The sequence below is a fragment of the Candidatus Cybelea sp. genome (genome assembly GCA_036489315.1).
In the GTDB taxonomy this organism is placed as follows: Bacteria; Vulcanimicrobiota; Vulcanimicrobiia; order Vulcanimicrobiales; family Vulcanimicrobiaceae; genus Cybelea.
The window spans coordinates 60,553-76,481 of the sequence record DASXFZ010000047.1 but is presented as its reverse complement, the minus strand read 5'-3'; the positions used below and the strand labels follow the sequence as shown (position 1 = coordinate 76,481).

14 protein-coding genes are annotated in these 15,929 nt (G+C 63.9%); 10 read left to right on the top strand and 4 right to left on the bottom strand.

Going from position 1 to position 15,929, the window contains the following annotated elements:
- Window positions 1-930 carry a hypothetical protein gene (locus VGG51_10535; protein ID HEY1883463.1) on the top strand — a complete coding sequence of 310 codons (930 nt, stop codon included), beginning with the start codon at window positions 1-3 and terminating at the stop codon, window positions 928-930.
- 12 nt (window positions 931-942) lie between these two features.
- On the opposite strand, the gene VGG51_10530 is transcribed toward VGG51_10535, so the two are convergent.
- Window positions 943-2,319: an alkaline phosphatase family protein gene (locus tag VGG51_10530; protein HEY1883462.1), complete on the bottom strand. Its 1,377-nt coding sequence runs from the start codon at window positions 2,317-2,319 to the stop codon at window positions 943-945.
- 83 nt (window positions 2,320-2,402) lie between these two features.
- Between VGG51_10530 and nth the strand changes: the two genes are divergently transcribed.
- From nth to VGG51_10505, 5 genes are all read left to right on the top strand, one after another.
- On the top strand, window positions 2,403-3,086 hold the full coding sequence (nth, locus tag VGG51_10525; GenBank protein ID HEY1883461.1) for an endonuclease III: 684 nt from the start codon (window positions 2,403-2,405) through the stop codon (window positions 3,084-3,086).
- 66 nt (window positions 3,087-3,152) lie between these two features.
- On the top strand, window positions 3,153-5,165 hold the full coding sequence (locus VGG51_10520) for a DPP IV N-terminal domain-containing protein (GenBank protein ID HEY1883460.1): 2,013 nt from the start codon (window positions 3,153-3,155) through the stop codon (window positions 5,163-5,165).
- Between the two features lie 121 nt (window positions 5,166-5,286).
- Window positions 5,287-5,748 (top strand): hypothetical protein, encoded by a 462-nt coding sequence (locus tag VGG51_10515; protein HEY1883459.1) that lies wholly within the window; start codon window positions 5,287-5,289, stop codon window positions 5,746-5,748.
- 126 nt (window positions 5,749-5,874) lie between these two features.
- A complete protein-coding gene (locus tag VGG51_10510; protein HEY1883458.1) occupies window positions 5,875-6,891 on the top strand; it encodes a hypothetical protein in 1,017 nt (338 codons plus the stop codon).
- 38 nt (window positions 6,892-6,929) lie between these two features.
- A complete protein-coding gene (locus tag VGG51_10505; GenBank protein ID HEY1883457.1) occupies window positions 6,930-9,416 on the top strand; it encodes a helix-turn-helix domain-containing protein in 2,487 nt (828 codons plus the stop codon).
- On the opposite strand, the gene VGG51_10500 is transcribed toward VGG51_10505, so the two are convergent.
- Together VGG51_10500 and VGG51_10495 are read right to left on the bottom strand one after the other, a co-directional pair.
- Complete coding sequence (locus tag VGG51_10500) at window positions 9,413-10,777, bottom strand: alkaline phosphatase family protein (GenBank protein HEY1883456.1); 1,365 nt, start codon at window positions 10,775-10,777, stop codon at window positions 9,413-9,415. The genes VGG51_10505 and VGG51_10500 overlap by 4 nt on opposite strands.
- Window positions 10,778-10,781: 4 nt before the next feature.
- Complete coding sequence (locus VGG51_10495) at window positions 10,782-11,945, bottom strand: acyl-CoA dehydrogenase family protein (GenBank protein ID HEY1883455.1); 1,164 nt, start codon at window positions 11,943-11,945, stop codon at window positions 10,782-10,784.
- 56 nt (window positions 11,946-12,001) lie between these two features.
- On the opposite strand from VGG51_10495, the gene VGG51_10490 reads away from it, so the two are divergent.
- The 4 genes from VGG51_10490 to VGG51_10475 are packed head-to-tail and all read left to right on the top strand — an operon-like array spanning window position 12,002 to window position 14,109.
- Entirely contained in the window at window positions 12,002-12,784 is a 783-nt protein-coding gene (locus VGG51_10490; protein ID HEY1883454.1) for a CoA transferase subunit A, read from the top strand.
- 6 nt (window positions 12,785-12,790) lie between these two features.
- Window positions 12,791-13,468 (top strand): CoA transferase subunit B, encoded by a 678-nt coding sequence (locus tag VGG51_10485; GenBank protein HEY1883453.1) that lies wholly within the window; start codon window positions 12,791-12,793, stop codon window positions 13,466-13,468.
- Window positions 13,469-13,507: 39 nt separating this feature from the next.
- Complete coding sequence (locus VGG51_10480; protein ID HEY1883452.1) at window positions 13,508-13,861, top strand: hypothetical protein; 354 nt, start codon at window positions 13,508-13,510, stop codon at window positions 13,859-13,861.
- Window positions 13,862-13,863: 2 nt separating this feature from the next.
- A complete protein-coding gene (locus VGG51_10475) occupies window positions 13,864-14,109 on the top strand; it encodes a hypothetical protein (protein ID HEY1883451.1) in 246 nt (81 codons plus the stop codon).
- 14 nt (window positions 14,110-14,123) lie between these two features.
- Here VGG51_10475 and VGG51_10470 read toward each other — a convergent pair whose 3' ends face one another.
- Entirely contained in the window at window positions 14,124-15,926 is a 1,803-nt protein-coding gene (locus VGG51_10470; protein HEY1883450.1) for an ABC transporter ATP-binding protein, read from the bottom strand.
- Between the last annotated feature and the right edge of the window lie 3 nt (window positions 15,927-15,929).

Below are 15,929 nucleotides of genomic sequence, written 5' to 3'. Positions count from 1 at the left end.
ATGGCGACGACGGCCTCGGCGGCGGGGCTCCGGATGCGACTTTTGCGGTGGTTTGGCGACCACGGCCGCGCGTCGCTGCCCTGGCGAACGGTGCGCAGCCCCTACCGCACGCTCGTGAGCGAGTTCATGCTCGCTCAGACGCAGGTCGACCGCGTCGTGCCGAGGTTCGAAGCCTTCGTCGAACGCTTCCCAGACTTCGCCTCGCTCGCCAACGCGCCGCTGGCCGATGTTTTGCGCGAGTGGAAGGGACTCGGCTACAACTCGCGGGCCGTTCGCTTACACCGCCTTGCACGTGCGGTCGTCGACGACCACGGCGGGGCACTGCCTAGCGGCGCGGCGGCCTTGCGATCTCTGCCGGGCGTGGGACCGTACACGCTCGCAGCGATTCGCACCTTTGCGTTCAACCTCGACGACGCGCCCGTCGATACGAACGTCCGGCGCATCGTCCACCGGCTTTTCTTCGGAATCGAACATCCGCGCGCGGCGGCCGCCGCGCAGCTCGACGAGCGCGCGCGCTCGCTCGTGCCGCGCGATCGCGCCCACGATTGGAACTCGGCGTTGATGGATCTGGGAGCGTTGCTCTGCACGGCACGAGCGCCGAAGTGTCTGCGCTGCCCGCTGCGCGGCGATTGCCGTGCCGCGCCGCTCGACGCAACCGCGCTCGAGCTGGCGCGAGCGGCGAACGCGAGGCGCGCGCCTGCGCAGGAGGCGATTCCCTTCGAACAGAGCCGGCGCTATGCGCGGGGGCGGATCATCGACCAGCTGCGGGCGTTGCCGGCTGGGCAACGCATCTCCCTGCTCGACCTCACGCTCGCAATGCAGTCCCAACTGCCGGGCCGCAGCAGCGCCGAGCTGCGGGAGGTCGTCGCAGCGCTCGAACGCGACGGGCTCATTTCGAGCGACGCGGGCGGCGTCGCGCTGCACGAGTGAGGGGCAATAACCCTAAAAGTCGTCGTCGGGGTCCTGCATCGACTCCGCTTGGCGCAAGAAATACTTGGCCCCCAACGGAGCCGCGATCGCCTTGAATGTTCGCGGGCTTCCGCCGAAGTCGAAACAATCGACGAGGTCGTCGGAACGCAAGTCGGTCGTGTGCAGCGAGGGCAGACCGAAGCTGCGCTCGACGAACTTCAAGATGCTGCCGAACTCGTGCACCCGGTGCGAGATGAACCCTGGGCGCGCATAGGGCGAGATGACGATCAGCGGTACGCGAAAGCCAACCTCGTACGAATCGTAGATCGCATATGGCGCAACGTGATCGTACCAGCCGCCCCAATCGTCCCAGAGGACGAAGATCGCCGTCGACTTCCAGTACGAGGATTTTCCAACGGCGTTGACGACCGAAGAGACCCACGACGGGCCCGAGCCGTCGGTAAAGACCGCGTGATCGGAGGCTGCGGCGCTCGGCGTCACCCACGATACGCTCGCGAGCTGCCGGTTGGCGATATCGTTGAGAATCTGCGCCGACGGCGCGACGACGTTACCGTGGAAGAGCGCCTTGTCGAGCCAGATCGGTTCGATTGCGTCGACCGCCTTCCAGAATCCGGCACCGGTGTGCGCTTCGTAATAGCGCCAGCTGATGCCGGCGTCATCCAGGCTCTCCATCAGGGACTTGCGCTCGAAGCACGGATAGGCCGATTGGTCTTCGTGCCCCGCATCGTCGATCAGCGTTACGAGCGAGCCCGGCGGAGAGTCGCATCCGCCGGTCGATTTACCTTCCAGGGTGTGCGGGTTCTCCGAAGCGCGCAGCGTCGAACGGTCGGCGATCGTCGATGTTCCACTCACGAGATACTGATGTGCGGGAAAACTCGGGCCTTGATTGGTCTCGAAGAGATCGTCGGCGAAGGCGTACGTCTCGGCCATTGTGTAGTAGGGTGCAACTTCCGATTGCGGCACGTATGCATAAGCGGCAACGTTTTTAGGAGGACAGGAGCTGGGGACTTTGCAGGCGACGGCCTCTTGGTCCCAGCCGTTCATGCCTCCCGAATTGTAGTCGGTCAGCCAAGACCTGTGCTTGTGCCCCAAGTCGTAGGGCGCGGTCAGCGGCTCCGGGATCAGAGCGACCTGCTGCCCAAGTGAGTTGTAACCGTAGGATTGGGTGTTGGCGCCCGGCAAAAATGCAAACAGGTTGTCGACCGAGCGATTCTCCTGAATGATGATGACAACGTGCAAGATCTTGCCCAAACCCGGAAAGGCGTCGCGCCGCAGGGCCTCTCCGGCGCGAGCGGCGCGCGGATAGGCCGTTTGTACAACCGGCGAACCGGGCGCGCACCCGGCGACCGCCGCGACTGCGAGTAGCGTGAGTTTGCTCGCGGCGTGCATCGTGCGAGAGGTTCGCAGCGAGTCGCGAACTCCTGCCGCGCATGCTCAAGGGACTTAACGCGAATTTAAAAGAAAGAATGGCGGTGCCGCGCATTCCGTTTCCGGCGAAGAAAGTTACGCGTAAGGTCGCGCTCGAAGAGCTGGCGATTTTGGAGCGGACCTATCCGCAGGCGGTGACCGCGCTCGAATACGGCAGCGATTTCGAGCTGTTGATCGCGGTAATTCTCTCCGCGCAGACGACCGATGTGCGGGTGAACATGACGACCCCGGCGCTCTTTGAGAAGTACCCGACGCCCGAGAAGCTGGCCCGCGCCGATCTCGCCGACGTCGAGCGCATCATCAAGTCGACGGGCTTCTTCCGGATGAAGAGCAAGAACATCGTCGCCTGCGCGCGCGATCTGGTCGAACGTTTCGGCGGCCGCGTGCCGCACGACCGCGAAGCGCTCGAATCCCTGGCGGGGGTCGGGCGCAAGACCGCGAGCGTGGTGATGGCCGCGGCGTTTCACGAAGCGGCGCTGGCCGTCGACACGCACGTCTTTCGCGTCTCGCATCGCCTGGGGCTCACGCTCGGGACGACGCCGCGGCAGGTAGAAGAAGACGTCACGAGCCTGGTCCCTAAGAATAAGTGGGGCGATGCGTCGCACTGGCTGATTCTGCACGGTCGCCAGATCTGCAAGGCACCGACACCGCGCTGCCCTGAGTGTCCGGTCAACACCCTGTGTCCCACGCCGCGGATCATCAAGCGCATCCGCTCGCTGCCGCGCTGAAGATGCTGCCCCCGCCCGCAATCACGATCGATTCGGTCTTTGCGAAGGAGCCGCCGTGGGGGCCGAATGATCGACCGCGTCTCGTGGTCGCCCGACGGCCGGCGCTTCCTCTACGTCGCACGCAGCCAGGATCCAAATGAAAATCTCGCGCTGCTCGTCTACGACGTCGCCGCCGGCACGACGCGCGTTTGGCTGCGCAGTAAAACATTCGCGCGGACGCCCGAGGTGGCCGGCTGGTCGCCCGACGGAAAACGCGTCGCCCTCTTGGCGGCCGGCGATCTCTATGCGGCCGGCGCCGTAAACCCGCGCCCGCGCAAGATCGCGCAGGACGTGGACGAAGCGCAGTGGGCGCCGCACGGGGACGAGCTCGCCTATTCGCACGAGGCCGATCTCTACGTCGCCGCGGTCGGGCGCAGCGTAACGACGCGGCGGCTGACGCGCGGCGGCATACCGGACAAGCTGCTTAACGGCTCGCTCGACTGGGTCTATCCCGAGGAGCTCGGCATCGATCATGGTTTTCGCTGGTCGCCCGACGGCAGCGAGATCGCCTATCTCACGATGGACGAACGGCGCGTCACGAACTTTCCGATCGTCGATTTTCTCACCGTCAACAATCGAGTCGCGCACGAACGCTATCCGCTCGCCGGCGAAGCGAACCCGCGAGTTACGCTGCGCGTCGTTAGTGCCTCAACGGCAACGAGCCGCCTCGTTTACGACGCAGCAGCGCGCGATGAGTATCTGGCCAACTTCGACTGGGTTCCACACCGCGAGCTGCTGGAAGCCGAGCTATTGGACCGCCGGCAACGCGCGATGCGTGTCGAACTGTGGCGCGCAGCCCGCGGTGATCCGACTCAGCTCTACCGCCAAACATCCCCGACGTGGGTCGACGTGCAGCCGCTGCCCTTCTGGATCTCCGCCGGCCGCTCGATCTGGCTGCTCGATCGCCGCCGGGCCGCCGGCGTCTATTTGCGCGGCGCCGACGGATCGTTCCGCAAGCTCAGCGGCGAGTATCGCGTCTCGGAGATCTACGGGGCCGGCAAAGACGGCACGGCCTACGTTGCCGCCGCCTATCCGACTCGCCGCGACCAGTCGCTGCTTGCCATATCCCTTCAAGGTGCCGTTGCGAACCTGACGCCGCAGCGCGGATGGCATCAAACCGTGCCTTCGCCTGCCTTTAATCGGTTCGTCGATCGCTTTAGCGGTCTCAACGATCCGCCGCGGATGGATCTGGGCGAGATCCCGTCGGGCCCGGCGAAGAATCTGGTTGCCGAAAACGCTTCGCTCAAAGCCGCGCTGCTGCCGGCGCGAATGCTGCAGGTGCCCTCGGCGTACGGCCGGCTCGACGCCTTCGAGATCGATCCGCCGGGCTTCGACCCCGCCAAGAAGTGGCCGGTGGTCATGTATGTCTACGGCGGTCCGGATGCGCCCACTACAGCGGACCGTTTCACCGGCCTCTACGATCAGCTTTTGGCGCGCGAAGGGTTCATCGTTTTTTCAATTGATGGGCCCGCGTCGCAGGTCGACAGCGACGACAACGTCCGGCTGCTCTTTCATAATTTCGGGCCGGGCTCGCTGCTCGGTCAGGAGATCGGCGCAAAATATCTCAAGTCGTTGGCCTACGTTGATTCGCGGCGCATCGGCATCTGGGGCTGGAGCTTCGGCGGCTACGAGACCTGCTACGCGTTGACGCATAGCGGGCTCTTTGCGGCCGGCGCTGCCGTCGCGCCGGTGACGGATTGGCACCTCTACGACACGATCTACACCGAACGCTATATGGGGTTGCCGGCGGAAAACCGCGCCGCGTACGAAAAGAGCTCGGTCCTGCCGGCCGCCGGGCACCTTCACGGCCCCCTCCTGATCCAGCACGGCACCTCCGACGACAACGTCCATATGGCTAACACCATGGCCCTCTTGCAGCGCTTCATACTTGCACACGAGACGCGAGTTCAGTTTTATCCGTATCCGCGCAAGACGCACTCGATCGCCGGTCTGCCGCAGCAGCGGTCGGTTTTCACGAGGATGCTCGCCTTCTGGCGAGCGCTCTTTTCCCCGTTCTCCACTTACTCACACAGTTCGTGACACACTGGGTACTGCATGGTTTCAAGCCGTTTGTGGGGTGATAACATCCTCGTGCGTGGTCGTGAGGGGCCCGTCCTAAGAGGGCCCCTCACGTTACTCTACAATCGAGGAGAATAAAAACTTGCTACATACTCGGTCTTACCCCCGGCTGCTGCCGGCCGGCATGATTGCTGCGGTGGCGGCCGCAACGCTCGCCGGTTGCAGCGGATCGCAGGCGGTTAATCCGGCAGCGGCCGTCGGCGGCTCTTCGTCGGTCCATTCGATCGTCAATCCGGACGTCAAGGGACACTGTTCGGCGCACGGCGGCGTGCGCGTGACGCCTTGCAGCGTCGACTTCACAGCGTCGAACTACGCTCCGCAGACCGTCACGGTTCGTAACCCCAAGAGCAAGAAGGGCACGCTCGGCGAGAACGACAACTGCGGCGGCGCTTCGGGCATCGCGACCGTTACCCAAGGTTCGGGCGACGGTTGGAGCGTTATGCCCGGCGCGACGGCCGGTTCATGCACGGCGACCTTCTCTTTCAACAATAAGAAGGGCAAGACCGTCGGCTGGGCCGATCTCGATATCACAAACTCCATCTAGTCGTACGGAGCTTCGCGACGTGCTCGTCTCGCATCGTTCTCGGAGGATGCGAGGCGGGCACGTTTTTTCTGCGGTGGGATATCCCCTCTAGGGACAAAATCGCAGATGTTGGAAAGAGTGGAGACCATGCCTTTTCGTAAAATCGGCCGTTTACAGATTGGCGCGCTCGCATTGGTTGCTCTGCTGGGCGGGTGCAGCAACGGCTTTAGCTCGAGCCTTCCCGCAACGTCGGGCACAATGGCTCGGGCCGAGTTGTCACGCGCGCTCCACAAGAAATCGGGCGGAGGTGTGGTCTACACGACCCAAATGTACGGTGACGACGTCAGCGTTTACCAGCGCCAAGGCCAGAGCGGTCTCAATTTAAACTTCCTCGAGAACGTCCCGGGCCTCTCGGAACCTCAGGGCGCGATGACGACGCAAAACGGCTGGCTCTACGTCGCCAACGAGGGCGGCAGCAACGTACTCGTTTACCAATCCAGGAAGGCGAAGCTCAAGGGCCCCACCTCGTCGCTTACCGATTATAACGAACTTCCGGTCAACGTCGCGCTCGCGCCGGACCGCAACCTCGTGGCCGTATCGAACAAGAGCACGACCAGCGGCGCGACCGGAAGCGTCAGCGTCTACGTGAGCCGCCACGTTACGCCGAACCGCGTTCTCACCTTTGGTGCCGCGAGCGTCGAGGGAATGGGCGTCGCCGTCGACCATCAGGGCAACTGCTACTGGAGTTTCAATGCTGCCTCGGGCGGCTCGATCGTGGAGTTTACCGGCTGCAACGAACCCGGAACGCTGCTCGTGAGCGGGCTGCGGCTGGCGGGCGGCCTGGCGTTCGACCAGTCCGGCAACCTCTACTACATCGATACCGAAGCCAAGACGATCTACCGCTGTCAGAAGACGTCGAAGTGCCGGCAGTACGTCGTCGGCGGTCCGTCCGGTTCGCAGCCCGATATCGAAGAGCCGCTCAACATGAATTTCGATCACCACGGTAAGGACCTGTGGGTAGCGGATCTTGACGGCTACATCTGCGGTATTCCGGTAACCCCCGGCAAGAAACGCGGTCAGAACAAGAAGGGGTCGATCACCTGCACGTTGAGCGTGGGCGGTTCGAGCAGCCCGCCGTTTGGAGTTGCGCCGGAACCGCTGTAGCAAAGACCTGACGCCGAGCGGCACGAAGGCCTTTCTCGGTGGAATCAAAGGCCGCTTCTGACGAAAGGTCGGCTGCACTCGAGCTGGCATCGCTGCTCAAAAACTTTCGGGTGCAGGCCGGCCTTTCGCAGCAGATGCTCGCGGATCGCGCGTTGGTTAGCGTGCAAGCCGTCAGCGCGCTCGAACGCGGCTATCGCAAGGTTCCGTACCCGAAAACGCTCGAGCGCCTCGCCGAGGCGCTGCGGCTGCCGCCCGAAGCGCGTACGGCGCTCGAAGAATCGGCACGGCGCGCGCGCGGGCTGCGCCTGCAAGAACAAGAAATCACTCCCAGCCACAACCTGCCGAGGCAGCTGACCTCGTTCCTGGGGCGCGACGACGTCGTGGCGGAGATACGCCGGCTCGTCATGAGTTCGCCAATCGTCAGCGTCGTCGGAACCGGCGGCGCCGGCAAGACGAGGGTCGCGATTGAAGTTGCGGCCCAGCTCGCCAACGATTTTTCCCACGGTGTTTGGTTCGTCGAGCTCGCACCGCTCAACGATCCCGATCTCGTCGCGCACGCACTGGCTAACGCGCTCGGTATTCAGGAGTCGCCAAAGACGCCGTTGCTGACGACGCTGCTTTCGCACCTTTCGCAGAAGCAGCTCTTGCTCGTCTTGGACAACTGCGAGCACGTCATCGATCAAGCGCGCCGCGTCGCGGGCTCGATCCTGCGGGAGTGCACGAAGGTAACGTTCCTGACGACCAGCCGGGAGGCGCTGAAGATCACGGGCGAGCGCATCTATCGCTTGCCCTCGCTCTCCGTGCCCGAGGAGAAGTTGGTCGCGCCCGGCGAGGCGATGAAGTATGGAGCGATCGCGCTGTTCGTCGACCGCGTTCGCGCGGCGGATGCGCGCTTTATGGTGACCGGCGAGAACGTCGCACCGATCATCGATATCTGCCGGCGGCTGGACGGTCTGCCGCTCGCGATCGAGCTGGCGGCCGCGCGCGCGACCGTTCTTTCCCCCTGGCAGATTTCCGAAAGGCTCGACCGGATCTTCGATCTGCTGACTCCGAGCGATCACGCAGCACTGCCGCGCCATCAAACGATGCGCGCGGTGATCGAGTGGAGTTACGTGCTGCTCTCCTCGCAGGCGCGCTTGCTCTTCGACCGTCTCGCGATATTCGCCAGCAGCTTTAGCTTGGACACGGCGACGACGGTGTGCGCCGACGGAATGCTCGCAGGCGACGACATCCTGGAGCTGCTCTCTGCGCTGATCGCGCAGTCGATGATCATGGTGGATTTCTCGCGGGGCGAAGCGCGCTACCACATGCTGGAGGCCACCCGGCAGTTCGCGCTCGATAAGCTCACCCGGCGCGGCGAACGTGAAGCGATCGCGAAACGCCACGCGCGCAGCTGCCTGCGCGTTGCGCAGCGGCTCGATCGAGACTGGTACGCGGCCGACGAGCGTACGTGGCTGCGCGATGCCAATGCCGAGCTCGACAACTGCCGCGCTGCGCTCGGCTGGGCGCTGGTCGAACAGCAGGACGTGCAGACTGGATGCGAGATTGCCGGTGCGCTCGCGCGCGCTTGGTACTCAATCGCTCCAGTCGAAGGCCGCAACTGGGTTCGGCTGGCGCTCTCTGAGCTTGGCGAGAGCGTCTTGGCGCAGACCTCTGCCCTCCTATACATTGCCGACGCTTCGTTGTGCAGCGCGTTGGGCGAGTACGCGGCCTCCTTCAAAGCCGCGGAACGCGCGCTGACGCTGGGATCTCTCGACGAGTTGCACATGGCGCGCGCGCGACAGGCAGCGGGCGTCGCCGCGGGAGCGCTGGGGCGCACCTCCGAGGCAGAGGCGTTCTTACAGGCGGCCCTGGAGGATTCGCAGCGTCTCGACGTCCGGCGCCTGCAGGCCGTCGTGCTCGGCGATCTCGGCACGCTGCGCTCGCGCTGCGGCGACGTCGAAGGCGCACGCTTAAGCTACGCGGAGGCGCTGACGTATTACGTCGCCCTCAATCTCGAGCGCCCGGCGGCCTCGATCGCCGGAAATCTCGCCGAGATCGAGTTTGCTGCCGGCGATACGGCGGCGGCGCTGCAGCGGGCCGAAGAAGCAAGGGCGGGCCACGAAGCGTGGCACAATCGCCGCTCCGTCGCGATCGACCTCTGCAACATGGCGGCATATCTCGTCGTGATGGATTGCTTTGACGACGCTCGCGCTCACGCGGCGGAGGCGCTCGTTATTGCCAGGGAGTTCAAGCTGACCGTGCTGACGGTCTACATTCTGCAGCACATCGCCGCAATCGGCGCACTGCAGCCCGAGCACGGACGGCGCGAGAGGGTCAGCTGCGAGCGCGCGGCGATGCTGCTCGGTTATGTCGATAGCCGGCTCATCGCGCTCGAGGCCGGCCGCGAGCACACCGAGCAGCAAGAGTACGAGCGAATGGTCGATGCGCTGCGCGCGCAGCTCGGCGATAAATACGAAGCGGTCACCGCGCTGGGCGCGGAATGGACCGAAGACGGAGCGGTCGCCGTCGCTTTAGAGCTCTAGTCGTCGTCGGGAGGCTCGTTACCCACCGGTTCGTGCAAGAAATAGGCGGCTCCAAGCGGTGCGGGAATCTTCTTGAACGCGCGCGGTTTGTGCGCGAACTGGAAGCAATCGGCGAAATCGTCCGAGCGCACGTCGGTCGACCCGAGCGATCCCAGATCGAAGGCCTCTTCGGTGAACTTCAGGATGCTGCCGAACTCATGCTGAACGCGCGAAATGTAGCCTTTTTTACTGTAAGGCGAGATGACGATCACCGGCACGCGAAAGCCGAGCTCGTATGAGTTGTAGACCGGCGGCGAAACGTGATCGGTCCAGCCGCCCCAATCGTCCCAGACGACGAAGATGACCGTGTTGTCCCAGTAACGGCTTTCGCCGACCGCATTGACGACCGAGGCGACCCATGAGGGTCCAGTCCCATTGGTGATGTTCGCGTGATCGGAGGCTCTGGCCGTCGGCGTCACCCACACGACCGAAGCGAGCTGCCCATTGGAAATATCCGTAATCACCTGCGACGGCGGCGCTACGACTTCCGATTTAAACTGCGAGCTCTGCTGCAGATGGCGGATCGCGTCGGGTGCGTTCCAGAGCCCGGGGCCGGTCTTCCACTCGTAGTAACGCCACGTCAGACCCTTGCCGGCGATCAGGTCCATCAGCGTCGTACGGTCGTAGCACGGATAGGTCTCCTGCAGCTCCTCGCCATTGGCGTCGATCAGCAGTGCGAGCGATCCAGCGGGCGAATCGCACCCGCCCGTGTACTTCTGCTGCGGCGTAAACGGATTCTCGGCGGCGCGCAGCGTGGAGCTCTGCGTGACCGTCGACGTTCCGCTGATCAGATACTGGTGCGCGGGAAAGCTCGGCCCTTCATTGGTCTGGAACATATGGTCGCCGAACGCATACTGGCGTGCCATCGCGAAGTACGGCCCAGTCTCCTTACTCGGCACGTAGCCATACGCCGCCACGTCGATTTTCGGGCAGCCCGTGGGCCTCTTGCACGTCGACGAGTGTTCGAGGTTAAAGCCGTTCATCGCGCCGCTGTCGCTTTCGATCGCGTAGGCGCGGTGCTCGTGGTCGACGTCGTAGGGAGCCTTGAGCGAGACGGGCTGTAAGGCAACCTTCTGTCCCGCCGAGTTGAGTGCGTAGGACTGAATGTCGGCGCCTTTGAGGCCTTGGAACAGATTATCGGGCGTGCGATTCTCTTGCACGATGATCACGACGTGCGAGACCTTCCCTTTCGTGAGGCCGTTCGGTTTGACGGCGGCCTGTGTCGCGGGCGGTATATCGTAACTATGCGCGCCCGTCGATAAAGGCGAAGTATAGTTGCATCCCCCGGCGAGCACGAGCGCGAAAAGGAGCGCGCGCCGCAAGACGCTATGCCCTCCCGACGAGGTTACGCGCGATTACCAGGCGCTGGATCTGCTGAGTCCCTTCGTAGATCTGGGTGATCTTCGCGTCGCGCATCATCCGCTCCACCGGGTAGTCGACGGAGTAGCCGAAACCGCCGAGCACCTGCACGGCATCGGTTGAGACCGACATCGCGACGTCACCGCACTTGAGCTTCGCCATCGCCGCCCAGAGCGTCACGTCCGGTCCACCCGCGTCGCACCGCCGCGCGGCCTCGTAGAGCGTTAGCCGTGCCGCTTCGACCTCGGTCTTCATGTCGGCGAGCATGAAACCGACGCCTTGATGCTGGCCGATCGGCTTGCCGAATGCGATGCGTTCCTTTGCGTAGTTGGTTGCGTAGTCGAGCGCGCCGGCAGCGATGCCGAGCGCCTGTGCCGCGATGCCAGGACGCGACTTGTCGAGCACCTTCATCGCGATCTTGAATCCCTCGCCTTCTTCGCCGAGACGGTTGGCTGCGGGCACTTCGCAATCGGAGAAGATCAGCTCGACGGTCGGTGAGCCACGGATCCCCATCTTTTTCTCCAGCTTCCCTACGGTAAAGCCGGGCGCCCCTTTCTCGACGACGAACGCGGTGACGCCGCGCGAACCCGCCGCCGGGTCGGTAACGGCAAAGACGCAAACGACGTCGGCCACGCTGCCGTTGGTTATCCAAATCTTCTGGCCGTTGAGCACGTAGTTATCGCCCCGCTTCTCCGCGCGCGTGCGCATCGAGCCTAGCGCGTCGGAGCCGCTCGAGACTTCGGTGAGCGCGTAGCAGACGAGGTGTTCGCCCGACGCGATCTTCGGGAGGAAACGGCGCTTTTGTTCTTCGCTGCCGCCGATCATGATCGGCAGCATGCCGAGCTCCTGCACCGCGACGATCAGCGCGCTCGACGCGCACGCCTTGGCGATCTCTTCGACGACCTTAACGTAGGTGACGAACGTGCCTCCGAGGCCTCCGTACTCCGCTGGAATCGGAATCCCCAAAAGATCGTTTTGCGCGAAGAGCGCTTTTACGTCCCACGGAAACTCGCCGGTTGCGTCGATCTCGGCGGCGCGCGGGGCCACCTTCTCGGCGACCAGCTCGCGCACCATGGCGAGGATCATCGCCTCTTCTTCGTTTGCTGCAATATCGATCGGTGCTGTAGCCATAAGGCTCACTAGGTTCCACGAAGGCGGCGCCCGTTCCGTCGGCGCATTAGGGCGGAATGGAGAAGGTCTACACCTCCTGCGCCGAGGCGGTCGCCGACATTCCCAGCGGCGCTTCGATCGCGGTCGGCGGCTTCGGGCTTAACGGCATCCCGCACAACCTGATCGAGGCATTGCTCGAGCAGGGCGCCGCCGATTTAATCACCGTCTCGAATAACTGCGGCGTGGACGGCTGGGGCCTCGGCGTGTTGCTCGATAACCGGCGAATTCGGCGGACGACCGGCTCGTATGTCGGAGAGAACCGCGAGTTCGAGCGGCAGTATCTCAGCGGCGAGCTCGAGGTCGAGCTGGTGCCGCAGGGAACGCTCGCGGAACGCTTGCGGGCCGGCGGATGCGGCATTCCGGCCTTCTTCACCCCGGCCGGAGACGGCACGCTGATCGCCGACGGAGGGTTACCCTGGCGGTACAACGCCGATGGCAGCACGGCGGTCGCTTCGCCGAAAAAGGAGACGCGCGTCTTCAATGGCCGCGAGTACGTGCTCGAAGCCGGAATCGTCTGCGACTACGCACTGGTGCGTGCCTCGATCGCCGATCGTGCCGGCAACTTGATCTTCCACAAGTCGACGCGCAATTTCAATCCGCTCTGCGCGATGGCCGGCAAAACTACGATTGCGGAAGTCGAGGAGCTGGTCGAGCCCGGTGCGCTCGACCCGGAGAGCGTCCACCTGCCGGGCGTCTTCGTGCAGCGCATCGTGCACGTCGGGGCGCAAGGCAAGCGCATCGAACGCGTGACCACCCGTCCTTCGACAGCCCTTCGACAGGCTCAGGGTGACACGGGGTAGTTCGGCATGGCATTAACGAGGACGCAGCTTGCTGCGCGCGTGGCGCAAGAACTGCGCGACGGGCAATATGTGAACCTCGGCATCGGCCTGCCGACGCTCGTTCCAAACTACGTGCCGTCGGACGTAACGGTGACGCTGCAGAGTGAGAACGGTATCCTCGGCATGGGCCCCTATCCGTACGAAGGGCAGGAGGACGCCGATTTGATCAACGCCGGCAAGGAGACGGTGACCGTTCTGCCGGGCGCGTCGTTTTTCGATTCGTCGCTCTCCTTCGGAATGATTCGCGGCGGACACATCGATCTCGCGGTGCTCGGCGCGATGCAGGTCTCGGAGCGCGGCGATCTCGCGAACTGGATGATCCCGGGCAAGATGGTCAAGGGAATGGGCGGGGCGATGGACTTGGTTCATGGCGCAAAGCGCGTCATCGTGATGATGGAGCACGTTGCGAAGGGCAACGCGCACAAGATCGTGCGCGAGTGCTCGCTCCCCCTGACCGGGCGGCGCGTCGTCAACCGCATCATCACCGACCTCGGCACGATCGACGTCGGCGCGGAAGGCTTGATCCTGCGCGAGCTGGCGCCGGGAGTCAGCGTCGAAGAGATCCAGGCGGCAACCGAGCCGGCGCTGCACGTTCCTGTCGAGCCGATGATCATGGATTTGCCAGGCTTGCGGCCGCCCGCCTAGAAATCCGCAGCAACCACCCTTTCCTACTAAAGGAGCACTATGCGCACATTCGGATTTCTTGCGGCATTGTTATTCTCGGCGGCGATAGCCCCGGCCGCCGCTTCCACCCACAACAATACGGGCTTGGTCGTTGCCCAGGCGAGCCAGCCAAACTCGCAGCAGGTCCAGACGGCTGTAAAAAACGCGATTCAGGCGGCCGGCCTTTCGCCGCGGCAGAAGCTGAAGATCAAGCCGATGATCGAGCAGTATCAGCAGCAGACGGCCAACGCCGACGCAGCGACAAAGAAATCGGCTAAGGAGCAGCTGCTCAAGGGCATCTACGGCGTGATGACGCCCGATCAGCAAGCAAAGTTCAAAGCCTCGCTCAAGTCTTCAATGGGAAGCGCCCCGTAGCAATGACGCTTTCAAAAACGAGATTCGCGGCGCTCTTCCTGCTCTGTGCGATCTTCTTCGGCGTCATCGGCGCCGGGACGGCCCTCGCGGTCCAGACCCACATGGTCAACGCGAAGCATGATCTGGAAACCGCGCTCAACGAGCTCAATTCCGCTCAGGCGAATAAGAGCGGGCATCGCGTAAACGCGATCAACCTCGTTAAACAAGCCATCAACGAAGTCAACCTCGGAATCCAAGCCGCCGAATAGATTTCGGCGGCCGGTTACGCCGATATACCGGCGAACTGCGTTCGATAGAGGCGAGCATAGAGGCCGCCGCGCGCCAGCAACGTCGCGTGGCGGCCTTGTTCTACGATGCGCCCGTTATCGACGACGAAGATGATGTCGGCGGCCAGCACCGTCGACAGACGGTGCGCGATTACCAAGCTCGTGCGCCCGCGCATCGCGACCTCCAACGCCTTCTGAATCGCGGCTTCGTTCTCGTAATCGAGCGAGCTCGTCGCTTCGTCGAGAATCAGAATCCTCGGATCCTTCAACAGTACGCGGGCGATGGCGAGGCGCTGGCGCTCGCCGCCGGAGAGTTTATGTCCGCGCTCCCCGACGATCGTTTCGTACCGCAGCGGCAGGGCCGCGATGAAGTCGGCGATGTTCGCCGCGCGTGCCGCGGCCTCGAGCTCGGCGTCGGTCGCGTCGGGTTTGCCGTAGCGAAGATTGGCGGCGACGGTGTCGTGGAAGAGATAGGTCTCCTGCGTGACGATGCCGATATTGCCGCGCAGCGATTCGAGCGTGACGCCGCGCAGATCGTGTCCGTCGACGAGGATCCGGCCGCTCTGCGGATCGTAAAAGCGCGGCACGAGCGCGGTGATCGTCGTTTTTCCGGCGCCTGACGGGCCCACGAACGCAGCGACCTCCCCCGGCCGCACGTGGAACGAGACGCCGTCGAGCACGTTGCGCGTTCCGTCGTACGAAAAGGTGACCTCCTCGAATTGGATCTCTCCCGCGACCTCCGGCAGTGCGATTGCCCCCGGCGGGTCGTACTCTTCGGGCGTCATGTCGAGGTACTCGAAGATGCGCTCGAATACTGCGAGCGCGCTGACGATCTGCACCTGAATTCCGGCGAGCGTTGCCGCGGGCCCGTACAGACGGCCTTGTATGAAGGAGACGAACGCGACGATCACGCCAACCTGCAGGCTGCCCAGAATCGCCAGCCACCCGCCGCCGAACCAGACCAGCGCCGGGCCGACGACGATCATCGCGGTGACCGAGGCGAGAAACCAGCGCCCGACCATCGCGAGGTCGATCTCGAGCTGCATCAAGCGCGTACCGGCTTGATAGAAGCGCGCGCGCTCCAGCGCCTCGCGCGCAAACGACTTGACGAGCGTGATGCCGGAGATCGAAAGCGTCTCCTGAGTAATTGACTCGATCTCGTCGCGGCTCTCGCGCGTCTTCTTGCGAATCAGATACATCCGCCGCCCGACGGGTCCGAGCGGAAGCACCATCAGCGGCACGATCGCGACCGAGATCAGCGCTAGGCGCCAGTTCCAGACGAACATCGCGACCAGCGTCGTGCCGATGATGACGACGCTGGTGACGATCGAGGTCAGCGTTCCGGTGACGACGTTGTCGACGTTGTCGACGTCGTTGCTCACTCGGTTCATGATCTCGCCCGTCTTTGTTCCGCTGAAGAACTGCAGCGGCATGCGGTGCAAGTGCCCGACCAGCGTCGTGCGAAGGTCGCGCATGATCCCTTCGCCGACGAGCGAGTTGAGGTAGCCCTGCAAGACGCCGATGCCGGCGGCGACCAGCGCCGAAATTAGGATCGCGCCGACGTCGATCGCGAGATCGCCGAGATTGCGGCGCGGAATCGTCACGTCGATGATGTGCGCGATAACGAAGCCGGGGACGAGCCCGAGCGCCGAAGCGGCCACGATGCAGGCGAGCACCGTGGCCTGTTGGCGCCAGTACGGCGCAAAGAGCGCGCCAAGCCGTTTCCAGTTGACGCGCCGCTTTACGGTTGGTTTTTCGGGCTGATAGATGTTCGACCACATCAGCCCGTGGCCGGCCATCAC